Below are 24,452 nucleotides of genomic sequence, written 5' to 3'. Positions count from 1 at the left end.
CCATGATACAGTGGGGCTTGGCTCACCGGCAGGCCTACATGTCTGAGTAAAACCGTAGCTTTGCGCTCAAAAAAAGAACAATGAAAGTAGGTTTGTTTTTTGGTTCTTTCAACCCCATTCACGTAGGGCATTTGATTTTGGCAAATGTGGCGGTAGAAAGTACCGATTTGGATAAAATATGCTTTGTGGTATCACCACAAAACCCTTTTAAAAAGCGCAGCAGCCTGTTGCATGAATTTGACCGCTTGGATATGGTGCGGGCGGCCATCCATGACAACCCACGTTTTGAAGTGAGCGACATAGAGTTTCACCTCCCCCGCCCCAGCTATACCATAGACACGCTGACCTACCTTCAAGACAAGTATCCTCAGCGCCGTTTTGCCCTGCTCATGGGCGAAGACAACCTGACACACTTCCACAAATGGAAAAACTACGAGCAAATCCTCGAATATTATGAGTTGTATGTTTACCCCCGCCCCCATGCCGGCGAGCACGCTTTCCGTAATCACCCCAAAATACACCATATAGAAGCCCCCTTGTTAGATATTTCGGCTACTTACATTCGCCGTTGCATACAAGAAGGGCGCTCTATTCGTTACATGGTTACCGAACCTGTAGCAGAGTTGATTTACAGCCGGAAGTATTATCATTGATACAGCTTCACCGAAATCAAAGCTATATGAAACACCTGCGCCTCCTTCTGCCTTGTCTTTTCAGTATTGCGGGCAGTCTTTATGCTCAATCGGACAGCCTGCTTACCACCAAAGTGGACAGCTTGCAACAGCTGTTGTTCCGTACGCAATCTACCTACCGGGACAGTTTACAGCTGCTCCGGCAGCAATACATGGAATTATCGCAGCACGTGCAATGGCAGGGGCAAATGATTCGTGAGCTAAGGGAACGCCGCCGCGCCAGTGCCCGCACACAGCATGAACGCCATGTGCAAAGCATTCGCCAAACGGTTTTGTTTTGTGAGCAAAGCAGCCGCAGCCTGCAAGCCATTCAGAACTCCATTGCAGGCAGCTACTATTTCAACACCATCGGTAGCCTGCACAACCCCACCAACCAAGAGCTGGGTTTCAGTTTAAAAGAAGCGACCATCCGCTTGGCACAAGAAAAAATATTTTCGCGCGTCAAACGCTTCAAGAAAGGGGCGCGTCTCGTTGCCCTGATGCAGCATATCTTCGACTCGCCTTTGTCGCAAGCCGTCAGCGAGGTGATTCCCACCATTCATTATTTTCAGTCCATCACACAACTGATTTACAAGGCCGCCTTCGAAGAAGAAGACATAGCAATGAGCGACCTGAAGGCCTTTGAAGAAGAGCTGCAAAAGTATCTTCGTCACTACGAAGCCTTGTCGGAAGCCAACCGGGAATTTCAGCAAAACCTTTCGAGCCTGCGTGTGCGCAGCCAAGCCCTGCATCAACTGCTGCTTGACTTTGTACGCCAGCAAAGCAGCAGCCTGCACCCCGGCAAGCGGACTGAAATAGCCCGGCTACCCTTACAAGACCTCATCAACCATTATTATCAATACAGCCATGTCGATAGCCTCATCCGTAACATAGAAGCTTCTTATACGGAAGAAGGCATCATTCAATACGAGCCATTGGTAAGTGATGCGCGCCTGATGTATCCTGTAATAGGCATTCAAAAGGTGCATCAAATTGACCAAGAACTGGAAGCCCTCTATCGCGAATATCTGTCCTTGCTGGACGGCTATCATCAACGTATAGAAGAGATTCTTCGCAACAGCAGGCAGTTGTCTCAACAACCGGAAGCCATCGACAAGAAAATTCAGGAACTGCAAGAGCAGTATGGGCGATTGCGCGCCGAGATTGTGCGCAGTGTCAATATAGAGCAAGTACATCATTACATGCACCGCATTCCTCTTTACTGACTTGAATAAAAACGGCAAAGCAGCAGAAAAGCGGCACCGGCGGTGCCGCTTTTCTGTTTTCTTTCACCCCAAAAGGCTAATCAAGAAAGTGGCACGGCGCCAAGGTCTGTCCGTTCCACTCCTTCAAATTCAAGAATAAAGTCTTTACCGAATGCCTTGGAAGGCGTATAGAACCCCTTCATCTGGTGCGGTTCCAACAGGCGGCGGGCAATTTCCACGGCTGTCAGAGAAGTCAGGCGGTAACCTTCGGGGGTGATGAGTCGCGCTTCTCGTCGTTGACCTTCTTTGTTTTCCACACGCCCCCAAAGATAGCTTTTACCTTCTTTCAGCAGCTTGTCGTCCGGTCCGGTATAACGCTTTTCAGCCTGCTTTTTCAAATAGTTTTTTACAATGGACAACTTCAGCAGCCAACGCCAGCGATATGCTTGGCGCATTTGCTCTATCATTGGCTTGGGCAGCGCCATAAATACCTGAATGTTGGGAATGCCCGTGCTGTAATAAGCCGTTGACACATCGCCCCACGGGATGCGGGCAGCCGTGGACATCTCGCCGTCGCCAAAGTCCATCGTCATCACTTCATGAGCTGCGGGCACCTCCACTATTTTACCGTCACGGCGTATGGCGCCCCCCTTGCCCAGGTTTTCGACCATAGTAAGAGCCGTACCGCGGGACATGCGCGATACCCCTTTGAACGCCAAAGTGAGTGTGTGGGCATCGGGCAGCAGGCTTTTTAAATGAGCTGCCAGACAATCGGACGGCACCACGTCGAAGCCGCTGCCGGGCAACAACACGATACCGCGCGATGCGGCACGCCCTGACTGCGCTGCCAAGTACTCAAAAACCTCTATTTCGCCCGTAATGTCCACGTAGTGGGTTTGGGTGGTCAGGCAGGCTTCCAGCACCGGGCGGACGGTATGAATAAAAGGACCTGCACACTGCAAAATTACTTTCACCTCTTTCAGGGCATCGCGCAAGGCAAGTCCGTCATCCAGAGAAAAAACACGGTATTCCAAGTCGTACTGCCGGGCAAGGGCTTCTGTCTTGTCGCGATTGCGCCCGGCAATCACGGGGCGTAAGCCGCGGCGTACGGCTTCGGCCACTATCAGCTTGCCGGTAAAGCCATAAGCGCCATAAATCAGTAAAGGGCTTGATTGGGTCATGGTATTTTCTTTTTTTGAAAAAGATACGTAAAAAATATAAAAACAATGTTCAGATACCTCCTCATGCATTCTTTGTTATTTTACTGCTTGCTTGGGCTATGCTTTGGTTGCCGCACGAAACCCCATGCAGGCACCACACAAAAAGAACGGCGGCAAGCAGCGCTTCCGCTTCCTGCCGTGGCACGTGGCAACGAGCCTTTTTGGCTGCTGCAAATACCGGACAGCACGACTGCCCTATGGGAACGTCCCGGCAGGGGCATAGACACCTTTCGTATATTCGACCGCGCATGGCAAAACAAACAATGGAAAATACAAGCCCGGAATGCAACACATCACCTTCAGGTTGTCTTTAGCCCCCGGCAATGTAGCGACGGCATGTCTGACCGTCTCTACCCTTTTTCAGTGGAAGTGCTTATTTTTGACAGCAAAAATACCCATACGCCGCAGCACTATAAGGGCTGTGGCGAATAGCAGATAATATGCCGGCACGAACCAAAAACCATTTTTTTCGATTCAAACAGTTTACCGTAGAGCATGCCTTGTGCGGCATGAAGGTAAGCACCGAAGCTTGCATCTTGGGCGCTTGGGCACCGGCACCGGCCACGCCCCCCACCCGCATTTTAGATATAGGCACGGGCAGTGGCCTGCTGGCACTCATGCTGGCGCAGCGTTTTGCGCAAGCCGAAGTCCATGCCGTTGAAATAGAAGCCAATGCCTGCCGGCAGGCATCGTTGAATTTCGCACGCAGCCCTTTTGCGGAACGTCTCCGGCTGTTTGAACAGCAGGATGTATTGCGATGGGAAGCCCCTTGTCTTTACGACCTTATCGTGGTGAACCCTCCCTTTTTTGCCAGCAGCATGCGCCCCCAAGATCAACGCAAGCAGCTGGCAACCCACGGTGTCGATTCTCTTCCGCCCTCCCGACTGGCTGCCTGTTGTGCCCGCTTGCTTTCAACCGAAGGGCATTTGGCTGTGCTCTATCCCCCGCACGAAATGCAGCAGTTTGAGCAGCATGCAAGAGCAAGCGGCTTGCATCCGAGGCAGCAGCTGCGTATTTACCACAGCGAAAAGCACCCGCTCTTTCGTCTTATTACGGTATTTGGCAGGCAACCGGCAGCCGGAAAACAACAGCACACGCTTTACATACGCCAAGCCAATCAGACAGACTACCACCCTGCTTATGTAGAGCTGCTGCGCCCCTTTTACATTATATTCTAAGCGACGGTCTCTTGCCAATACTCCGTGTCAGGCTTGCCTTCCAATGCTTCAATGACACTTTCCAAATATTCTTTGTTTTCGTGAATCATATTGAGAAAAGTAGCGGCTTCGTTCAGCCCGTAAAGCACCGTACCCTGCAGCACTTCTTCGTTTAGCTGTTGCTGCCATTGGCGGTTCCGCTCCCAAAGAGCTTGCATCACCAAATCTTGGCTCTGCAACCAAAACTCTTTTTTCTCTTCCAAAGCAGCCAAGGTAGTGGCTACTTGTTCGCGCATGTGGGCAAGCAACAGCTGCACTGCTTCGCGCTCGTCGTGCCTGTAGTGCTCTATGTTGTGGCGTATGTCTTTTAAACTCTTGGCAGCACGCAACAAACGACGTACCGACCATAAAAGGCCGGTCAGGTTTTGTGCGTTGGCTTCGGTTTTCATGTGCTGTTGCAACTGCACGATGTAAGCGATGATTTCGCTTCCCAGCTGCTTGATGGAGGCATAAACCACAGTAGGCTCACCGGCACCGGCTGCCTCACCCAAGCCCCACAACAAGCGCCCCCACGCCAACACGCGTTCTGCCAAATGCACTACTTCTTTTTGAAGGGCAATCAGGGCGGCATCGGTTTGTGAAACGGGTACCCGGTGAATGAAGTGGGCTTCTGTCTTTTTCTTGGGTTTCACCAGACGTTCAATCAAACGCATGAACGGACGGATGAAAGGCAGGAAGAGCACAGCGCCCAATATATTCATTCCGGAATGAAAGGTAACCAATGCCAGCAGGGGATCTGTAATGCCCAATAGTTTTTCCACCGCGGCAATTTCCCAAGGCAGCAGTGCAAAAGCTATCAGGTTGACAATTAGATTGTAAAGAAAATGAGTCAAAGCCACTTGCCGCTTGGCAACGTTGCCATCGAGTGTTCCCAGAAATACGGTTATGGTAGTGCCCAAATCTGCGCCAATCATCAAGGCTGCCCCCTGATAAAAGCCCAAAATGCCGGCATGCATGGCACTCAAAGTGATGGCCATCGTAGCCGAGCTCGATTGAATGATGGCCGTCAACACAAAGCCAAAAACAAAGAGCGTGAGACTGCCTGCATCTTGCCAGGCAGAGAGGTCCACCACCTCGGCAAAACGGGCAATGGCATTTTTCATCCACTCCAAGCCTATGAAAAGCAAGGCAAAGCCCGCAATGGCTTGCCCCGACAGCTGCAGCCAACGTTTGTAGTTCCATATGACCGCCAAAAACGCCCCAATGCCCAAGCCCCACAGAGCCAGTTCTTCTATGTTCAATTTAAAACCCAGCAAGGTTACCAGCCATCCGGTAGCCGTCGTGCCTATGTTGGCGCCCATAATCAGACCGAAGGCCTGCGCGAGCGTCAAGATGCCGGCCCCCACCAAAGCCACCACCATCAAAGAGACCAAAGAGCTGCTTTGCAGCAGGGCAGTGGCTACTGTTCCCCAAAAGATACCCAACAGGGGGGTACGCGTAGCCTTTCGCAACAGACGACTGAAGGAGCTGCCGCCGAGCTGTTCCAAGCCTGTTTCCAAAAGATGCATTCCCAGCAAAAAAGCGCCCAGTCCGCCCAAGAGCCGGCTCCATTCAATGACTTGTCCCATCGTGTATTTTCTTTTGGTGCGAAAATAAGACTTATCTTTTAAGTCTGTGGCCTAAGAAGAAAAAAAACAGCTGTGGCTTCCCCTTAGCAGTCCTCTTCTGTTGCGTCTGTTTCTACCCGGAATAAAATCTTGGCTTGTTGCAGCTGCTGCCGGAGCAGCGCCGCCTCTTTATGCTGCATGATAACATAACCGAAATGCTCCCCCACCCCCGCACGCGGTTTCACACGGGTGCCTGCTTTCAGCTTTGTGAAGCGGCTTTCTACAACCGCAGGAAGCGCCGCTATGTCTTTTAGCCCATCCACCGAACGAATCACGCCCACAGGCGGATAAAAAAAGCGCACGGCTGCATGTACGTTTGCTTTTGCCGGGAAGGGCGCCACGGGCAAGTGGCTCATCAGACGCCACCACTGCCCCCAGCTGTCGATACCATAGGCAAGGTCCATGAGCTTCATAATATGCCCTCCGGGCGGCCGCAGGGCTATTTCTCCGAATATCCATTGCCCCGAAGGGGTAAGAAAAGCCTCCAGGTGTGTGAGCGCATTGCGTAGCCCCAAAGCGGCAATCACCTGCCGGTTTAGTTCTTTCAACCCCTGCAAATGCTGCTCTGCGAGCATGGCAGGCAACAAATTGGCAAACTTGGGCTCTACATATTCGGTGCAGTTTTCAAGCAAAATATTACCTTCCTGTACCCATGTTTCCATGCTGTACTCCACGCCTTCCACAAAAGACTCCACCAGCATGCCGGCAGGTAAGTGTGCCGGTAACTCTTCTTCGCTGCGAAAGATGCTTGTACCTCTGCTTCCCGAGCTGTCGGGGGGCTTAAGCACCACGGGCAACTGCCAGCTTTTCAAAAAATCTTGTTTGGAAACGGGCGCTTCCAAGAAAGCAAAGCGGGCCATAGAAATGCCGGCCGTCTGCAAAAAGCCCTTCATGACATGCTTTAAGCTGCCGCGCTCCGCTTGTTCTACGGTTATGCCCGGGAGCCCCAACACCGCCCGCATGTAGGCAGCAGGCAAAACAGCGGCTTCGGTGCATGCCAAAACTGCCTGCGGCATACCATACTCTTGAACGAGCTGCAAGGCTTGGGCTTCCCAAGCCGGGCGCAGCATGCCCCGCTCCATAGCAAGCACTTTTAGGCAAGCGGCTTGCACAGGCGGCGGGTTCAGCTTGGGGTCACACCATAAAACATAGCGCACGGTGGCAGGTAGCACATGCAACAAAGGGGCACGCAAGCCTACAAGCCATAAAGTTATAGACTGTTCCAAGTGATTCCCTGTTTATTTTTTCTTTTTTTGTTGCCCGGGTGCATAGGGCTTTGCCGACTGGCTGCCCGTTACTTTTTTCATCTGACCGGGTGGCAAGGGCTTCCCTGCCGGCACATGCACGGAAGCGCTACAGGCTGATAAAAGCCATACTGCCACGCTCATAAGCCACAATCCCCAACGACGTCTCATAAGAAAGAATTTTGGAGTTGAAATAACGTTTTTTAAATAAATTTGGTTACCTTTTCAGTACGAATATTGTCTCTTGGCTGTTCGTTCATCTTTCGTACTTTTCGTAACTTTAAAGCACTAAACAACTTCCGGTATGCAAAAAATAATTTTCCTGTTTGCTTTATTATGCCTTGCAGCGATTACTCCTTCAGCCATTGCACAACAAAAAGAAGACAGCCTGCAAACCGCCGATAGTGTGAGTGTGGAACAGCGTCGCCTTGACGCCATAGAAAAAAGCTGCCTTTCCAAGATAGCAGAAGGCTTTCAAGTAGTGAAGACTTACCGTTTCAACGTATCGACCAATCCCAAAGAAGGATACAAAATCAATCAGAATTACATATTCAGCAGTACAGCCCAATATAATATTGCCATTTGTGGCGAATGGGAGGAAGACCGGATGCCGGTAATTTATGTATTCGACAGCCGGAATAACAAAATAGCAGAATCGAAAAACGGCAGCGTAAGCATCAAGCCACAACAAGGCGGCATCGTGCGTATTGTGTATGATTTTAAGAATCCGCCTGCTCAACTGCTGGGAGTGAGTATTATTGCTTCGGCACCTAAGGCAAAAAAGAAATAGGCAGCATTGGGAAAGCTTACTTTTCTTCCTCAATGCTCCACTTGCTTCCGGGGCTAAGCTGCTTTTTCTTTCATCTTTGCCATCTTGCCTTTCCTTTTTTGTCATTTCGAGCGTAAGCGAGAAATCTCTTTTTTTCTTCTTGCGGCAGATTTGAGTTTTCTCGCTCCGCTTACGCTCCGTTCGAAATAATACACTTTGCCGCACCCCGTTTGCACTTGTCAATAATTTAATAACGGAAGGGGCGGCTTTGTAAGTTGTGGAAGTAATGAAAGGTGGTTTGCCCGGCTTCCACGTCAAAGACGAAGTTATAGGTCTTATTTTCGCCTTCTGCGCCTTGCACTACCAGCTTTACCGTTTGCTTTCCTTCCGGCAAGCGCACACGCGTGTAGTGAATGGCATAGGGCAAAGTCATCCATGCGCGGGTGTCGGACTGCTGCCCCATTTGTAACAAAAGCCCCACCCACATGGCGGACTCTTCGTTGTCTTCTTCTATGCCCTTTTCTATGGCTTTGCGTAAAGCCATACGAAGCACCGCCGAAGACACTTCCCAGAACAAACGTTGTTTCAGTGTATAAAAGGCAACCGCATTGATATCTTCTGCCAATTCAAAAGCAAGCGTGTCATTACCTGCCAGCAAATAGGCCGACTGATAAACAGGGGGGCGCTCTTTGTATTCGGGAATTACTACATTAAAGACTTCCAGCTTGTCCAGCTTCTCTTTTTCGTCTTTAGACAAACGACTTTCAAAAGTCCAGCCGTACTCTTCGTTGTAAAAATAGGCTTTGTTGCCCTTCACACGCGTAGCAAATGAAATGCTTTTATCTACTTTTACCGGCGCCAGGCCTGTATGCCAAAAGAATATGAGTTCGCCGTAATCAGACTCGGACGGTTCGGCTTCATAGGTCATGCCAAACTCTTTTTCATAAGCGTGCATTTCTTCAATGAAGCCGCTCAAATAAGCCGTACGTAGCAGATCTTTTTTCAATTGCTGTGGTGCATGCACCCCGAACAACTCACTGTGAATGGTTTGGTATGCGTTCCACGCATTGCGGTAAGCAATGAAGGCATTGTTGTAATCGTGCATGGCGTCGTAGGCAAGCCCCATAATCAAGTAGAAGAAGGCATCGCTTCTATACTTCACCTCTTCCGTATTCTTGTAATAGCTTGTCCAGCGTCGCAGCAAAATATCGACGCGGCGGCACTCCACCAGCGCCTCTTCGTAGCGTTTTAGTTTTAAGTAAGCCAGCGCTTTGTAATAGTGCACCATCAGCAGCTCGAAGTACTCTCCCCGGTAAGGCGCGTACATGGGATTGATCAGCTCGGCAGCCCCTTCCGCCAAGTAATTGCGCGACAGATTGTCGCCCAAGCGATAGGCTATTTCAAAATACTGAATGGCATCTTCATAACGCTGCGCCATGAAGGCAGCCATACCCATGTTCATATAATGCAGCAGGTAATTGCGGCGGGGCACTTTCGACTTCTTCAATATCTGCAGTGCCTGCTCAAAGTCGCCTTTTTCGAAGGCTTTGTGGTATTCAAGATAACGCACATAGTAGGAAGAGCAGCCTCCTAAAAAAAGCAGGCAGCAGCCAAGCAACAAGCTACGTAGCCGGCGGCGTATCATCTGTTTAGTTCTTTACAAACTTTTTGATTTCTTTTTTGCCTATCCAAACTACTTCGTTGGTCTCGATATTGGTAAGTTCCAAATTCACCTGATAATAGATGACACGCTTACGCTTTTCTATGTCCACAATGGAAGAGATGGTCCCCAACAACATGAAATCGGCACCCAACTCTTTGCCCCACTGCTTCTGTGTAGAAGGCGACGCAAAGTTTTGTTGGTCAAGGCGTTCTTCCCGCACTTTGTCGCGCAGGGCGGCATTTTGCACAACCCGCACCCGGCGCGACTCGATAAGCGCCCGCTCAATGTCTTTAATAAAAGTCTCTGTATTGATGTGTTCGTGTGTTTTATTTTGAATGAAGCCCACTATCACGACCGGTTCGCGTTCATGGTCCATATAAAAATTACGATGCCAATGGGCTTCCATGATTTGGCGTGTCATTTCTTCGGCTACCAAACGGGAATCGGTGTCGTTCCATACACCGCTTAGGTCAATGGCCTGTGCGGCGTCGATTCGCTGAACACTATGGGGGGCACAGGCTGCCGACAGCATCAAACAAAAGCAGGCAGTCAATAGTGATTTTATGCTTTTCATAATGTAGGTTTTGAGTTTTAAGCTTAAAATTCTCCCACTATGCGAAAGTTCAAAAACCTTGCCGAAAGCGTATTGGGCACGGCATATCTTTGCCCTGTCACGTCTTCTATCCATGTGTAGGAAATCACGTTGTTGATACCCAATACATTCAGTATATCGGCGCCTATCCATAGGGACTTCAGGAAGGGGCGTTCGCGCCAGCGCACATCGGTAATGTATTTTGAAAAGCCCAAATCCACGCGCCTGTAGGCTCTTCCTTGAAAAGCACTGCGAAAAGCCGGCTCATTGGGCACGCCAAAGGGCAAACCGGTCCCCCACTGAAGTTGCATATTCACCCGCCAAGACGGATTGGAAGGCAAGTGGTCTTCGAGATAGACCCCCACAGTCAGACGCTGATCCATGGGGCGGCGCAAGTGCCCCCTGTCGTCAAAAGCGAGGTCTTCTTCGGTGCGCAGCAGACTGAGGCTTATCCAAGACTCCGTGCCTCGAATCAGTTCGCCGTTCAGGCGCATGTCCAAGCCGGCAGCATAGCCTGTGGCATCGTTGCGGGCATAATATCGAATGCGCACATTCTCTACGTCATAAGGATTCAACTGCATCAGATGCTTGTAGTAGGCTTCGGCAGTGAAACGAAACGGGCGCCCCAACAGCGGCAAAAGCAAATCGGCACCCATCACCACATGCCATGCTTGTTGGGCACGCACCTCGGGATGCAACTGCCCGGCAAAGTCGCGTAACTCGCGATAAAAAGGGGGCTGCTGATAAAGCCCCACGGCCCCACGCCACACCCAGTCGGGGCGCCGGCGGCGGCGCACACTCCATTGCAAAGAAGGACTTGCGTTCCATTCGTTGTTGTAAGTCCAATAGGTAGCACGCACACCGGCACGCAAGCTCACCAATGAATCAAGGTAAAGGCTTTGTTGTGCAAAAAAACTAAGGCGTTGCCCGTCTACCCGGTTGTGCCCGTCTATTTGCTCCGTGATGCGCACATAGTCGGCAGAGTCCACAAAACGGTATTCGTCAATAAACTCCTCCACTGTTTCATAGCTCCACCGCATCCCCCACTCGGTAAGGTGCCCTTGGCGCCAGTGAAAGGCCGAACGGTTTTCCAGGGCGGCCACCCATGCCCCCATACGGTTGCGCAGGTGCAGGTAATTGCTGCCTGCCCCCACTTGTTTCACACATTGATTGAAACCACCGGCGCCATAATTTTGCCCTACTTCACAGAGTCGGTAAGCCCCCTCCACCTCAGTAAATTCCCGCTCAACGGTGCGCATGTAAGCGAGCACCCACTGTGTTTTCAGTTGGTCGCTCCAGTGGCTTTCCAGCTGCAGGCTGTTTTGAGTAATGTCATAACGCATCTGCTCTTGCCCGTCGAAGCCCACTGACAAGCGTAACTTGCGATTGACGGTGCCGAAGTCTGTTTGTGCAAAGTCGGGCTGCACAAAATAACGGTTGCGCGCATAGGTCAGCAGGCTCTTCAGACTATGGCGCGCACTCAGCTTGTAGGTAAGCCACGCTTGCACGTCTATAAAGTTGGGCAAATACTGCCCCTTTACCGGTAGCGTATTGAGCAAGTAGCGGGCACTTTTGCGACGCACACCGGCTACATAGGTCAAACGTCCACCGCCTGTGCTGCCCTCTACATGGGCAGCGCTGTTGAGAATGCCGGCACTCACCGACGCCTTGAATTCTTTAGGTTCTTTGTAACGGATGAGCATCAAAGACGACAGTTTGTCGCCATAGGCGGCTTGCCAACCGCCACTGTAGAAGCGTACTTCTTCCACCAAGTCGGGATTCACGAAGCTGAGCCCCTCTTGCTGACCGGCCCGAATCAACAAAGGGCGGTACACCATCATGCCATTGACATACAGCAAGTTTTCATCGTAGTTGCCACCACGAACCGAATAGGACGATGACAGTTCGTTGTTGCTCACCACCCCGGGCAAGGTAGCCAATATCTTATTGAAGTCGCCGAAGGGCGTGGGCGCCCGCTTGGCCTGCAGCGCAGTAAAACGGAAGGCACTTACCTCTTCTTGCAACAAGGTATCCTTGGCTTCCACCACTACTTCTTCTATGCGCAGGTTCTCCCAAATCCACCGTACAGGCTCTGCGGCGGGCATTTGCACCGAAAAGGTCTTTTCTTTTCCCAAAAAATAAACGCGCAAGGTTTGGGAACCGTCAGGCAGGCGCAGTTCAAAATAACCACTGCTGCGCGTGACGGTATAGCGGCTTGAGTCGGTTGTCCACACCACCACTGCCTGCTCTATGCCTTGCCCTTGGGGGTCGAGCAAATAGCCACGCAGGGGCGTCTCTTGCTGCGCCCATGCATGCCCCCATAACAACACAAGCAAGCACCCCCATGCCCAACGTGCCATCATGCCGTTGTTTGTTTAAGCGTGGCAATTGTGTGCAGAGGATCGGCAGCAGAAAAGACAAAGCTGCCTGCCACCAACACATCGGCACCGGCAGCGAGCAAATCTGCCGCATTGCTTTGCTTTACGCCTCCGTCTATTTCAATCAGCGTCTGCAAGCCTCGTTCATCTATCATGCGGCGCAGACGGCGCACCTTGTCGTAGGTGTGTTCAATGAATTTTTGCCCGCCAAAGCCGGGATTTACCGACATCATACATACCAAATCGGCTTCGTGCAAAATGTCCTGCAGTGCTTCCACAGGCGTATGTGGATTGATGGCAATGCCTGCCTTGCATCCCAGTTGTTTGATTTGCTGCAAAGTGCGATGCAAATGGGGGCATGCCTCATAGTGCACACTGATAATGGAAGCGCCCAAACGGCTGAAAGCTTCCAAATAGCGCTCGGGCTGCACTATCATCAGGTGCACGTCCAACGGCTTGGTGGCATGACGCTGCACGGCTTCACACACGGGCATGCCAAAAGATATATTCGGAACAAAAACGCCATCCATAATATCGAGATGCAGCCAATCGGCTTGGCTTTGGTTCACCATCTCAATGGCTGATTGTAAGTTGGCAAAATCGGCGGCTAAAAGAGAAGGGGCTACAATAGGCGTTCGCATCTTTTTTGTGCTTTGGTTGGTTTTGGTTTCAATAAAAAAAGGTGTTTTCTTCTTTCTGTTGAAGCCGTCACTGCCTTCAACTCAACAAAGATAATAAAGATAGCGTGGAATAAACGCCCCGGCGCCTTTGTCTTCCCCTGCTTTTGCGTTCGCCTTTCTGTCATAGCAAAGGACGAAGCATGCCGCCACGTCCATCTTTTTTCGTATTTTAGCTATGCGTTTCAAAGAACAACACCATGCCACAAGAAGAAAAAGTACGCTGCCCGCAATGCGAATGGGAACCCGACGGGGGCGCCTACTGGCAATGCCATTGCGGGCAAGTGTGGGACACCTTCGAGACCTACGGGCAGTGCCCCAATTGCAAGACCGTGCACCGGCACACGCAATGTCCCATGTGTCATCGCTGGTCACCACATGCCGACTGGTACATAGACCTACCCCCCATTCGTTTTGAAGAAAAAGAAAATACCGAAGCCAACTCAAAGAAAAGCACTTCATGAAACTACGGATGCTTGTTTGTCTGTGCTTGTGCCTGAGCCTTGGCACACAAGCACAAGACCTTGCGCGCGTGCGCCAAACCATCGACACTTTGTGCAGCCCTTTCATGGATGGGCGCGGCTACCGCCACAACGGAAGCCAAAAGGCAGCATTCTATCTGGCAGAAGAATTCCGCGAAATAGGGCTTCGCACATTTGCAGATGCCCCCAATTACCTGCAGCCGTTCAAGCTGACAGTCAATACTTTTGATAAGGCTGTGCTGCGGCTAAACGGGAAGAAGCTGCGGCTTGCCTACGACTACCTGCCACACCCGGCAGCGCGTGGTGGCAAAGGACGAAAACGCCTGCTTTTTTTGGACTCTTCCTTTGTTTGGGACACCTCCAAACGTCAAGCCTTACTTCAGATGAAACACCCCGGGCGCTATGCCGTCGTGACGGATGAACGCAGCCTTGCCTACCTGCAAGAAGACAGCCTCATAGCCCGTAAGCTACAGCAAACCGGTGCATGGATAGACTTTGTGCCCCGTGTCATGGGCAGCCTTGCGCCCCGCGCGGTGCTGGTGCCCACTTTTCAAGTCCATGATTCGCTTGCCGTCTTGGTGCATGCGAGCAAGCGGCTGCGGTTCAAGCTGAAGCAAAAACAAATTGCCGGGTATCCTTGCTACAATGTAGCAGGGTATGTAGAAGGCAGCCGCTATCCACAACATTTTTTGGTCATCACGGCACATTACGACCATCTGGGCAGCATCGGCGAAGTGTATTTTCCGGGCGCCAACGACAACGCCTCCGGGGTAAGCATGCTGCTGGAACTGGCCCGCTATTTCAAAGCGCACCCGCTGCCCTATTCGGTGGCTTTTATTGCTTTCGGTGCCGAAGAAATAGGGCTGAAAGGCTCTTTGCACTATGTGCAGCATCCCCTCTTTCCTCTTTCCGATATCCGCTTTTTACTTAATCTGGACCTGGTAGGCACCGGCGAAGAAGGCATTACCGTGGTGAATGGCAAAGTGTATGAAGAAGCCTTCCGCCTGCTTACGCGCATCGACCTGCAAAAACAGTATGTGGCAAGCATAGAAGCAAGGGGCATAGCGGCCAATTCTGACCACTATTTCTTTTCACGCATGGGCGTGCCTGCCTTCTTCATTTATGCCCGTGGCGGCTCGCAGGCTTATCATGACCCCGGCGACCGCCCCCAAGCGCTCTCGCTTGCCGCCTACCGGAATCTTTTTTCCCTGATTGTGGATTTTTTTCGAACCTTGAGCGAAGATGCATACAACACTTCTCAGCCATAGGCAGAAGCCACACATTTTTATATCTTTGCGTTGCAAAACCAATCCATCCGGTACCATGAAATTCTTTATCGACACCGCCGACTTAGACGAAATACGCGAAGCCGCCGAATTCGGCATTTTAGATGGCGTAACCACCAACCCCTCTTTGATGGCAAAAGTGGGCGTTTCGGGCAAAAAAAACATTCTCGACCACTATGTAAAAATCTGTGAGCTGGTAGATGGCGACGTAAGTGCCGAAGTGGTAGCTACCGACTTCAAAGGCATCATTGAAGAAGGTAAAGAGCTTGCAGACCTGCATCCCAATATTGTGGTGAAGGTGCCCATGATTCCCGACGGTGTGAAAGCCATCAAGTATTTTTATGAAGAAGGCATCCGCACCAATTGCACGCTGGTATTTTCGCCGGGGCAAGCCATTCTGGCTGCCAAAGCCGGGGCTACCTATGTGTCGCCCTTCATCGGACGCTTGGACGACATCTCAACCGACGGCATGGAACTCATCGAACAAATCGTAACCATTTACAACAATTACGGTTTCGATACGCAAGTATTGGCGGCGTCTGTACGCCATCCCATGCATATCATTCAAAGCGCACTGATTGGTGCCGATGTGGTTACTTGCCCCTTGAGTGCCATCAAAGCCCTGTTTAAGCATCCTTTGACGGACATTGGCTTGGAAAAGTTTCTTGCCGATTACAAGAAAGCCAATCCCGGGGCGTAGGCTGTTCTTATCCGGAAAGGCATGTATTTCATCCACAGGGGATGCCTCCTCTGTGGATTTTGCTTTGTTCCAAAGCTAAAAGCTTATTGAGCCCCCTTTCGAGCGTAAACAAGAAACCTCTTTTGCAAAAAAGCTTGGTTTGAAGAGATGTCTCACTTCGTTCGACATGGCAAAAACATGTTTGGTTTGATAAGATTTCTCACTCCGCTTACGCTCCGTTCGAAATGACAAGCCGTGCTTCGCTCGTTCGAGATGACAAGCTGCGTGAGGTCTTAGGCTTGTAAACTTGCATAAAGAGGCAATGGACTTGCCCCTAAAAATAAAAAACGGCTGCCCGCTTTGGGGCAGCCGTTCGCTTGTCGTTTCCGGATGAGATGGGATATTGATTAGCGGTGCAAGTCGAAGCGGTCGAGATTCATGACCTTATCCCATGCCTTCACGAAGTCATGTACAAACTTCTCTGCGGCATCGTCGCAGGCATATACTTCTGCCAGTGCGCGCAATTCGGCATGTGCTCCAAAGATAAGGTCCACGCGGGTAGCGGTCCACTTGGGCACTCCTGTTTTGCGGTCACGTCCTTCAAACAGATACTGTTTGTCATCGATGGCACGCCATTCGGTGCTCATATCCAACAGATTCACAAAGAAATCGTTGGTCAGTGTTTCGGGGCGGTCTGTGAAGACACCATGCTTCGAGCCATCGTAGTTGGCGTTCAGCGCACGCATGCCGCCTATGAGCACGGTCATTTCGGGGGCAGTCAAATTGAGCAGCTGCGCCTTGTCCACCATCAGGTCTTCCGGACGTGCCAGGGCATCGTCGCAGATGTAGTTGCGGAAGGCATCGGCTACGGGCTCCAACACTGCAAAGGCCTCTACGTCGGTTTGTTCTTGGGTGGCATCGGCGCGGCCGGGTGTAAAGGGCACTTTCACCTCAAAGCCTGCTTTGCGCGCCGCTTCTTCCACGGCAGCACAGCCGCCCAACACAATCAAGTCGGCCAAAGATACCTGCTTGCCGTCTTTTTGTGCGGCATTGAACTGCTGTTGAATGCTTTCAAGCACTGCAAGCACTTTATTGAGCCGTTCCGGGTTGTTGACACGCCAGCTACGCTGCGGCTCCAGACGTATGCGCGCCCCATTGGCACCTCCACGGCGGTCTGAACCACGGAAGGTAGCCGCCGACGCCCATGCCGTAGTCACCAAATCGGATATGCTCAAGCCCGATGCCAGTATTTGCTTTTTCAATGCCTCAATATCTTGCTCGTCGATCAACGGATGGGTTACCGGCGGCAAGGGATCTTCCCACAAGAACACTTCCTTGGGCACGTCAGGACCTAAATAGCGGCTGCGTGGTCCCATATCGCGGTGGGTGAGTTTGAACCATGCACGAGCAAAGGCGTCGGCAAATTCATCGGGGTTTTCATAAAAACGGCGTGCGATTTTTTCATAAACCGGGTCGAAGCGCAAGGCAAGGTCGGTAGTCAACATAACCGGCGCATGCCGCTTGTTGGGGTCGTGGGCATCGGGTACAGTGCCCTCGCCTGCACCATTTTTGGGCTTCCATTGCCAAGCCCCGGCAGGGCTCTTGGTCAATTCCCATTCATATTCGAAAAGGTGCTTGAGGTAGTCGTGCGTCCAACGGATGGGATTGGTGGTCCAGGCACCTTCCAAGCCACTGGTAAAGGTATGCTCCGAATGCCCTTTGCCGTAGCTGTTTTTCCAGCCCAAGCCCATTTGTTCTATGGGGGCGGCAGCCGGTTCGGGACCAATGTATTTGGGGTCAACGGCACCGTGCATTTTACCGAAGGTGTGCCCGCCGGCAATCAGTGCCACGGTTTCTTCATCATTCATTGCCATGCGGCTGAAAGTGGTGCGTATGTCGCGTGCTGCCAACACGGGGTCGGGCTTGCCTTTGGGTCCTTCGGGGTTCACGTAAATCAAACCCATATGGGTAGCAGCCAGCGGGTTTTCCAACTCGCCCCCCGGCTCTTGTTGACGTGCCTCATGTCCGAGCCATTCGCGCTCGCTGCCCCAATAAATGTCTTCTTCTGACTGCCATATGTCTTCACGCCCACCGGCAAAGCCCAAAGTTTTGAAGCCCATGGACTCCAAAGCGCAATTGCCTGCCAGAATGATAAGGTCTGCCCAAGAAAGCTTGCGTCCATATTTCTTTTTGATGGGCCACAAGAGATAACGGGCTTTGTCAAGGCTTACGTTGTCGGGCCAGCTGTTGAGCGGCGCAAAGCGAATGGAACCACGACTGCCGCCCCCGCGCCCATCGGCAATGCGATAGGTACCGGCCGCATGCCAAGCCAAGCGGATGAAAAGCGGTCCATAGTGCCCATAATCTGCGGGCCACCAGTCTTGCGACTGTGTCATCAGCTCCATGATGTCTTTCTTCACCGCCTCCAAATCCAGCTTTTTAAACTCTTCGGCGTAGTTAAAATCTTTGCCCATGGGGTTGACCAACTCCGAATGTTGGCGCAGAATGTTGAGCCGCAGCATATCGGGCCACCAATCGATGTTTTTCGGTCCCTTGCCGCCGGCATACTTCATTTGCCCGTTGTGGAAGGGGCATTTGTTTACGCTGTTTCCGCTTTGTTTTGTTTCCATAGTCTGCTTCCTTTTTTAGATAAATAATTTAATAATTACTATTTTCAAATAATAATTTTTACTGACTACAAAGTAAAAAAAAGCATCATTATCATTCAAATCAATTTTGACTATATAGTTATAACTTTTAATTATAAACATTGATTGTTTTTATGTAAGGCAATAAAAAAAGCCTCCACCGGAACGTTATGGCTTGGTGGAAGCTTTCGGCTGAGCGGAAAGTCTTTTATTTTATTCCCCTTTCCAATACATTTTCACATGCAAGATGCCACACTCATCAAAAATATCGCCTTCAGGCACAAAGCCGGCGCGTTCATACAGGCGGCGCGCTGCCAATTGAGCATGCAGGTAAATCTTCTTGCCGGGATGCTGCCGGCGCACGTCATCCAAAACAGCCCGTACCAGCTGCGCGCCTATGCCCCGATTCCGGTATTCGGGCAGCACTGCAAAGCGCTCGAGCTTGACGCCTTCGCCGGTTACACGCCAACGGGCAGTAGCTACCGGCACGCCTTCTACCAAGACCAAAAAATGCCGGCTTTCGTTTTCGTGCTCATCCAACTCTTCGGAAGCAGGCACTCCCTGCTCTTCCACAAACACCCGGTAGCGAATGGCAAAGGCTGTCTGTAGCTCCTCTTGTGAATCAATGCGACGTATTTCCGGTGTATTCATGAACTACAATGAATTTTATAACAGAGCCGGTAAAAATAACGAAAGCCGGAAGTAAAAAGCAAAGCAAGAAGGGAGCATTTGCCAAAAAAGCTTTTGTTTTCAATCTTTTAATGTTTTATCTTTGCTGCTCTGAATAGGTTCTATTAAATTACGCGCAAACCGTCATTAGTATGAAATTCGTCGTATCAACCGGAGCACTTCATAAAAAACTATCTGCCATATCGGGCGTCATCAGCAACAACCCGATAGTACCTATTTTGGAAAACTTTCTATTGAAGATAGAAAACGGACAGTTGACGGCCATTGCTTCCGACCTGCAAACCACCATGATGACCTCCTTGCCGGTGGAAGTGGATGAAGAAGGCAGTGTGGCCGTGCCCGCCAAAATATTGATGGACACGCTCAAGAGCTTGCCCGAGCAGCCGGTTACCATCAGTGTGGATTTAGAGAGCTTCGTTACCGAAATCCATTCTGCCAACGGACACTACAAGCTGGCCGGCGAAAACGCCTTGGATTTCCCCAGCATTCCTACACCTCAATCGGGCACCGAAATCTTTATATCTGCCGACGTACTGAGCGAAGCCATCAGCAACACCATCTTTGCTGTAAGTAATGACGAGTTGCGTCCTGCCATGAACGGCATCTTCATAGAGCTGAAAGGTGACCATATCAATTTCGTGGCTACCGATGGCAACCGTCTCATTCGTTATCGCCGCAACGACATCAGCACGCCCATAGAAAGTGCATTCATTGTACCCAAAAAAGCTTTGAACCTATTGAAGGGGGCGCTGCCCAATGACAACACCGAAGTAGCCATTACTTTCACGCCTCATAATGCTTTCTTCTCTTTCAATAATACCCGGACGGTTTGCCGCCTGATTGAAGAGCGTTTCCCCGAATACGAAAATGCCATTCCGCAAAACAACGATAAAATACTGATAGTCAACCGTCAGGAGATGCTCAACTCTTTGAAGCGCTTGGATATTTATGCCAACAAAGCCACGCACCTGGTGCGCTTCAAGCTGGGGGGCAGCCGTTTGGAAATCTTGGCCGAAGACATCGACTTTTCTAACGAAGCCAGCGAAACCATCGCTTGCCAGTATGAAGGCGAAGCCATGGAGATAGGCTTCAATGCCCGCTATTTGATAGAAATGCTAAGCGCCATTGCCACCGATGAAGTGAAAATCACTTTGTCGGAAGCCAACCGTGCCGGCATCATTATGCCTGCCGAGCAATCGGAAGCAGAAGATATTCTCATGCTGCTGATGCCTATCATGCTGAACAATTACGTGTAGGCTATAAAAAAATAAGCAAGACAGTAGTTAAAAAAGAAGGGGCATCACTTCACCCCTTCTTTTCTTTTTTTGTAACTTTTATAGCTGCCAACTTAGCTTGAACAAGATGTTCAATGGACGAAGGCTATAGCGCTGCTCTTGCCGGCGGTTATTTTCCACACTCTGCAGCTCAAGTGCCGAAGTGTTGCCTATATTCCACCATTGGCATTCGAAGGACATGCGCCGCAAGCGATAGCGCACTCCCGCATCCATGAAAGCAATTGCCTGCTGCTTCCGCTCCGTGAAGCTGCCGAAGCCCTCCCACTGCAGGTGCAGCTCCCAACGCTCAGCGGGCAACCAACGCAGCAAGTAGCGTTGGCGCAGTTGCCATACCATAGGTGACGAGGGACGCTGCCCGCCCCACTGCGCACGGTTCCCTCTTGCTTCCAACTCTGCTACCAAATGAAAGAAGGTCAGTTTTTCGAAGGAAAGACTGCTACGCAGATGATAGCTGCTGTTTGTAAACCAAAAACCCTGCCCGTCCTGTTGCATTCTTTGGCGCAGGTAGAAGCTTGTACCGCTCAGCTCCCAAGTCGTACGCCAATGAAAGAAGTGTTTCTTGAAATGGAAGTTCGTCATGGTATAACTTACCGGTGCAGGTTCCGGCAGACGGTGGCGTGTCTCCAAAAAGCCGCTGTAATCGAAGGCATCCAAATAATTTTGCTCGCCTTGCTGCCGGCTTACGCTAACAAACAACCCCCACCCACCCGTGATATTGCTGAATGACAACGTGTAGTTTCCGGATACCACCTGTGACCAAGGTATGAAGTCGCCATTGACGAACGATTGCCTGTAGGTGCGCCACAAAGGTTGCCGGTTATTGACAAAGCGGCGTTCCGGTTGCCGGTAGGCAGACAACGAAAGCCCCATGCCCCAACGCCCCTGCCGCCAATTGAGCGAAGAAGAAGCTTTGCCGAAAGGTATAAAATCCAACAATTGATTGATGCGGTGCTGCGAGGCGCTGTACTCCCCTTCCACGCGCCACTGAAAGCCACTTCCCAAACGCCGCTGCCATTCGCCGGCAGCAAACAAATAAGCCGAAAGGCGTTCTGTATTTCCGCCCAGCGTGTCTTTGGTTCCCGAAGACCTGTTCATACTTATGCTTTGGCGCAGGGCTTGCGCTTGCAGGTCGGTTCCTATTTGCCACTGCCACTGTGTGCGCATGCTGCCGCCCCTTTGGTTACGGAACAAAAGCGTTTGCCACTCCGACAGACTCGCCTGCTGCCGCCAGCTTTCTGTTTCGGCAGAAAACCACTGCGCCGGACTTACGGTCAATTGTTGTGGCAAGTGCCGCGCGTAGGTATTGGCTACCCACTGCCTGACACGCTTCTCTTGCCCGGGCAGATAGCTCATATATTCGTTTTTCAGTTCCAAATAGGGCGCTTCCAATTGTTGAAGCAATTGGTTGCTTCCTTCCAACTGCCCCCAATGCCGGTCCATGTGGGCGCGTATCAAGGTGATATTTCTTTGATAGCGCTTTGTAGTATTTTGTTCGTAGTCCAGTTCGGCTTGTATTAGCTGTCGACGGCTCTCTAGGCGCTGCCTTTCGATGAGCCGGAAGGTATCTTGTAAAAGAAAAAAGCGGTTGTCGGTGTCCAAATCATAATGGGCAGCGTCGTAAAGGTAAGTTACATGGTAGCGCAGCTGTGCCGAAGCAGGCAGGCGGCTCACACCGTTCAGGGTAGTACTTGCCGATTGGTTGAAACGATAACGCTCGGGGGGCAGCAGAGGCACTGCCTGTGACGAGAGCGCCAGCAAGTCCTCCCGCGGAAGGTGGTAGCGGCGCAAGCGTAGATTTTCCACGCTCAACGGGTGCTCTGTAAGTGCTTTTTCAAGGTCTTTGGCTATGTTGTTGCTTTCTGCCACGTGGATGAACTGATGGCGGTCGAAAAATTTCACAGCCACCAGCCGGGCGTCCCAAAGTAAAAATGGTCCCCCCACGCCCGTTTCACCATTGAGTTGTACATGACGCATTGCCTCGGGGGTAAGCTTCAGATTGAGCGCCGGACCACCCCCTGCCACCCCCAGGCTGTCAAGCAATTTCACATCTTGGTGGTTTTCATAAAATTCCACCTCTTCTACCCACTGCCATGGCACATTGTTGGCAGCTATGTTGTAGCGCTGCCCGAGCATATCCAAGTTTTCAATGTAAAAGCGCCGGATGGGCATGCCTTTATATTTTATCATGCCGTCGGGGCTTACCTCCACCCCCGGCATCTTTTTCAGCACCTCTCCTATGTTGCGGTCTGCTTCGGAAGCAAAGGAAGCCACATCATACACTGCCGTATCTTTTTTGATGGTTACGGGGGCTACCTCCACCTTTACCTCCTCGATATCGAAGGCGGATTCCTGCAACACAAAAGAGCGGCGCTGCGTAGTTGCCGCAAGCACCTCGCGATAGGTGGCATAGCCTATATACCTGATTTCTATGCCTATGCTGTCAGGCGGGGCGGGCGGCAGACTGCACACAAACTGCCCTTTTTCGTCTGTAATAGTGTTTTTGATGATTTGCCCGAAAGCCGCATCATAGACAATGACAGTGGCAGCTATGAGCGGCTCCCCTTGGGTATCTGTTACCTGCCCACGGATGACCGCCTGTGCCCGGGCGGCTTGCACTGCCAACAGCCCACACAAACATAGCAGTATCCATCTGTGCATTTCACTCCAATTCTATGGGATTGGAAACTACTTTGATAACTTTTTTACCAATCTCTTTCTTATCTGCACCTTTTATCTCAACGCTGGCATTAGGATTGCCACTCATTGCTCTCACCTGGTACCCAAAGGGATCTTGTACAAACAGCTCACGCTCCTTCAGGTAGCGCTCCCTGCTTATCTTCACAAAATTTCTCGGTTCGGAAGGGTCATAGTGTGTGACCATCTCATAGCCGGCGGGCAGGCGTTCAAAGCCTATCAGTTCGAAGCGGAAGTGGCGCAGGCTGTCTTCGGCATAGACCACCAAGCCGGGCAAGCCGTAAAACTTCCAAGGTCCGAAAGGCGTCGGTATATCGGTGGTGTACCACACCTCCCACTGTCTGCCACGAAATGTCGCCACTGCCTTTTGGCAAGTGTAATTGCCGATTTTTTTGCTTTCCTGCCGGTACTGCCAGTCAAACAAAGGGTATTCTTCTTCGTAGAGCCAGAAGGCACCCCACAAATCCGCTGTAAAAAAAGTAAGCTTCTTGTTGTTTGGATAATGATGAACCACTACTGTACTTGTGTAGGCACGCATCTGCTGCCCGGAAACCGGCACCTGGAAAGGGGCACCGCTTTTTATGGAACGACGAATGCCTTCATACATTAACGAATCATAGTAGCGCCGGGTAGGCGAGTAATACACCGAATGATTCGAAGAGAATTCCAAATACATAGTATCTATCTCCAACATGTTGGTGTCTTCAGGGGCGGGCAAATAGTACTCCCGGTACACTGCCCGGAACTCACCTTTTCCTAAGCGGGCTTGTGCCCAGACTGCTACAACAGAAACCGCAAATACAAATGTTAGTAGATACTTTTTTTTCATGGTAGTTGAAATTTTATGGTTATTACAGTGATGGCTAAAAAGCCATAGCCCGCTTTAAGCAAAGCTATGGCTTCAAGTCATTATCTACGACGTGGGAAAGTAATAATTACAGATTCGGCTCCGGCACAGATAGCTCCATCCGCAGCCATAATAGCAGTAACTATTTCAGAGGTTGTTACGTTACACGCCGTGACCGTAACCGCTGCCCCGCAGCTTAAAGTAGCCCCAAAAGTTACACAATCATTAGGTTTCGCCACTGTTGCCTCTTCATTTGAGTTTTCGGCTAAAGTTGCCTCAAAAGCAGGCACAGTGGGAAGCTGCGATGCGGCCTCATTTGCCCAAGCAGCAGGCACAGCAGCAAGAAAGCTTAGAAGGAATAACAACAATAACTTTTTCATAGTACTTGATGTTTTTGGTGAAACATTAAGTTATCGAAAGCTTGCGCGCTTGCTTTCTTGCCGCTAAGAAAGAAAGAAAGAAAGAAAGAAAGAAAAAGTCAATACTTTTGCCTAAAAAATTTTTAATAACCTGATATTAACAAAGATAGAAATGCAAGACTAATTTAAACCCAAAAAATAAATCTTTATTAAATCAACAAAAAAACAC

The 24,452-nt window shown here is 50.8% G+C and carries 22 protein-coding genes; 9 read left to right on the top strand and 13 right to left on the bottom strand.

All coding sequences use genetic code 11. The features are described from left to right. The first annotated feature begins 80 nt into the window (after positions 1 to 80). Positions 81 to 653: a nicotinate (nicotinamide) nucleotide adenylyltransferase gene (gene nadD / locus QVE43_RS12505; protein ID WP_288007640.1), complete on the top strand. Its 573-nt coding sequence runs from the start codon at positions 81 to 83 to the stop codon at positions 651 to 653. A 26-nt stretch (positions 654 to 679) separates the two neighbouring features. After that, entirely contained in the window at positions 680 to 1,897 is a 1,218-nt protein-coding gene (locus QVE43_RS12500) for a hypothetical protein (protein WP_038030365.1), read from the top strand. 80 nt (positions 1,898 to 1,977) lie between these two features. Here the strand turns inward: QVE43_RS12500 and QVE43_RS12495 are convergent, their stop codons facing one another. Then, entirely contained in the window at positions 1,978 to 3,057 is a 1,080-nt protein-coding gene (locus QVE43_RS12495) for a trans-acting enoyl reductase family protein (protein WP_288007638.1), read from the bottom strand. Positions 3,058 to 3,102: 45 nt separating this feature from the next. On the opposite strand from QVE43_RS12495, the gene QVE43_RS12490 reads away from it, so the two are divergent. Together QVE43_RS12490 and QVE43_RS12485 are read left to right on the top strand one after the other, a co-directional pair. Then, positions 3,103 to 3,528 (top strand): hypothetical protein, encoded by a 426-nt coding sequence (locus tag QVE43_RS12490; RefSeq protein WP_288007636.1) that lies wholly within the window; start codon positions 3,103 to 3,105, stop codon positions 3,526 to 3,528. 8 nt (positions 3,529 to 3,536) lie between these two features. Then, on the top strand, positions 3,537 to 4,274 hold the full coding sequence (locus QVE43_RS12485) for a tRNA1(Val) (adenine(37)-N6)-methyltransferase (protein WP_288007634.1): 738 nt from the start codon (positions 3,537 to 3,539) through the stop codon (positions 4,272 to 4,274). Here QVE43_RS12485 and QVE43_RS12480 read toward each other — a convergent pair. From QVE43_RS12480 to QVE43_RS12470, 3 genes are all read right to left on the bottom strand, one after another. Next, positions 4,271 to 5,881, bottom strand: a complete 1,611-nt coding sequence (locus QVE43_RS12480) for a Na/Pi cotransporter family protein (protein WP_288007632.1) — start codon at positions 5,879 to 5,881, stop codon at positions 4,271 to 4,273. The two genes, QVE43_RS12485 and QVE43_RS12480, sit on opposite strands and share 4 nt — an antisense overlap. Before the next feature lie 83 nt (positions 5,882 to 5,964). Then, complete coding sequence (locus QVE43_RS12475; protein ID WP_288007630.1) at positions 5,965 to 7,146, bottom strand: ATP-grasp domain-containing protein; 1,182 nt, start codon at positions 7,144 to 7,146, stop codon at positions 5,965 to 5,967. 12 nt (positions 7,147 to 7,158) lie between these two features. Beyond that, positions 7,159 to 7,335, bottom strand: a complete 177-nt coding sequence (locus tag QVE43_RS12470; protein WP_169737621.1) for a hypothetical protein — start codon at positions 7,333 to 7,335, stop codon at positions 7,159 to 7,161. Positions 7,336 to 7,468: 133 nt separating this feature from the next. Here QVE43_RS12470 and QVE43_RS12465 point away from each other — a divergent pair, with 133 nt between their 5' ends. Then, positions 7,469 to 7,954 carry a hypothetical protein gene (locus QVE43_RS12465; protein ID WP_288007627.1) on the top strand — a complete coding sequence of 162 codons (486 nt, stop codon included), beginning with the start codon at positions 7,469 to 7,471 and terminating at the stop codon, positions 7,952 to 7,954. A 226-nt stretch (positions 7,955 to 8,180) separates the two neighbouring features. On the opposite strand, the gene QVE43_RS12460 is transcribed toward QVE43_RS12465, so the two are convergent. From QVE43_RS12460 to rpe, 4 genes are read right to left on the bottom strand one after another with little or no spacing between them, the layout of a single operon-like run. Next, positions 8,181 to 9,578: a COG3014 family protein gene (locus QVE43_RS12460; RefSeq protein ID WP_288007625.1), complete on the bottom strand. Its 1,398-nt coding sequence runs from the start codon at positions 9,576 to 9,578 to the stop codon at positions 8,181 to 8,183. Between the two features lie 4 nt (positions 9,579 to 9,582). After that, the gene (locus QVE43_RS12455) at positions 9,583 to 10,170 is read right to left on the bottom strand and encodes a penicillin-binding protein activator LpoB (protein ID WP_288007623.1); all 588 of its coding nucleotides are present in this window, start codon (positions 10,168 to 10,170) and stop codon (positions 9,583 to 9,585) included. A gap of 23 nt (positions 10,171 to 10,193) precedes the next feature. Then, positions 10,194 to 12,551 carry a TonB-dependent receptor gene (locus QVE43_RS12450; RefSeq protein ID WP_288007621.1) on the bottom strand — a complete coding sequence of 786 codons (2,358 nt, stop codon included), beginning with the start codon at positions 12,549 to 12,551 and terminating at the stop codon, positions 10,194 to 10,196. After that, positions 12,548 to 13,207, bottom strand: a complete 660-nt coding sequence (gene rpe, locus QVE43_RS12445) for a ribulose-phosphate 3-epimerase (protein ID WP_288007619.1) — start codon at positions 13,205 to 13,207, stop codon at positions 12,548 to 12,550. The genes QVE43_RS12450 and rpe overlap by 4 nt, the downstream gene beginning before the upstream one ends. 236 nt (positions 13,208 to 13,443) lie before the next feature. On the opposite strand from rpe, the gene QVE43_RS12440 reads away from it, so the two are divergent. From QVE43_RS12440 to fsa, 3 genes are read left to right on the top strand one after another with little or no spacing between them, the layout of a single operon-like run. Beyond that, a complete protein-coding gene (locus QVE43_RS12440) occupies positions 13,444 to 13,707 on the top strand; it encodes a hypothetical protein (RefSeq protein WP_288007617.1) in 264 nt (87 codons plus the stop codon). Continuing rightward, positions 13,704 to 14,993 (top strand): M28 family metallopeptidase, encoded by a 1,290-nt coding sequence (locus QVE43_RS12435; protein ID WP_288007615.1) that lies wholly within the window; start codon positions 13,704 to 13,706, stop codon positions 14,991 to 14,993. Before QVE43_RS12440 ends, QVE43_RS12435 begins: the two co-directional genes overlap by 4 nt. Positions 14,994 to 15,048: 55 nt before the next feature. Further along, complete coding sequence (fsa, locus tag QVE43_RS12430) at positions 15,049 to 15,711, top strand: fructose-6-phosphate aldolase (protein WP_288007613.1); 663 nt, start codon at positions 15,049 to 15,051, stop codon at positions 15,709 to 15,711. Between the two features lie 386 nt (positions 15,712 to 16,097). Here the strand turns inward: fsa and katG are convergent, their stop codons facing one another. Next, a complete protein-coding gene (gene katG, locus QVE43_RS12425; RefSeq protein WP_288007611.1) occupies positions 16,098 to 18,320 on the bottom strand; it encodes a catalase/peroxidase HPI in 2,223 nt (740 codons plus the stop codon). Positions 18,321 to 18,551: 231 nt separating this feature from the next. After that, positions 18,552 to 18,989 carry a GNAT family N-acetyltransferase gene (locus tag QVE43_RS12420; RefSeq protein WP_038030387.1) on the bottom strand — a complete coding sequence of 146 codons (438 nt, stop codon included), beginning with the start codon at positions 18,987 to 18,989 and terminating at the stop codon, positions 18,552 to 18,554. A 170-nt stretch (positions 18,990 to 19,159) separates the two neighbouring features. Between QVE43_RS12420 and dnaN the strand changes: the two genes are divergently transcribed. After that, entirely contained in the window at positions 19,160 to 20,284 is a 1,125-nt protein-coding gene (gene dnaN, locus QVE43_RS12415; protein WP_288007609.1) for a DNA polymerase III subunit beta, read from the top strand. Positions 20,285 to 20,362: 78 nt separating this feature from the next. Here the strand turns inward: dnaN and QVE43_RS12410 are convergent, their stop codons facing one another. From QVE43_RS12410 to QVE43_RS12400, 3 genes are all read right to left on the bottom strand, one after another. After that, entirely contained in the window at positions 20,363 to 22,981 is a 2,619-nt protein-coding gene (locus tag QVE43_RS12410; RefSeq protein ID WP_288007608.1) for a carboxypeptidase regulatory-like domain-containing protein, read from the bottom strand. Position 22,982: 1 nt separating this feature from the next. Then, entirely contained in the window at positions 22,983 to 23,846 is an 864-nt protein-coding gene (locus tag QVE43_RS12405; RefSeq protein ID WP_288007606.1) for a GLPGLI family protein, read from the bottom strand. Between the two features lie 80 nt (positions 23,847 to 23,926). Continuing rightward, positions 23,927 to 24,244 (bottom strand): hypothetical protein, encoded by a 318-nt coding sequence (locus tag QVE43_RS12400; RefSeq protein ID WP_288007604.1) that lies wholly within the window; start codon positions 24,242 to 24,244, stop codon positions 23,927 to 23,929. Between the last annotated feature and the right edge of the window lie 208 nt (positions 24,245 to 24,452).

This window comes from Thermonema sp. (assembly GCF_026003375.1).
Lineage (GTDB): Bacteria > Bacteroidota > Bacteroidia > Cytophagales > Thermonemataceae > Thermonema > Thermonema rossianum.
This window is presented reverse-complemented; position numbering and strand designations above follow the sequence as displayed.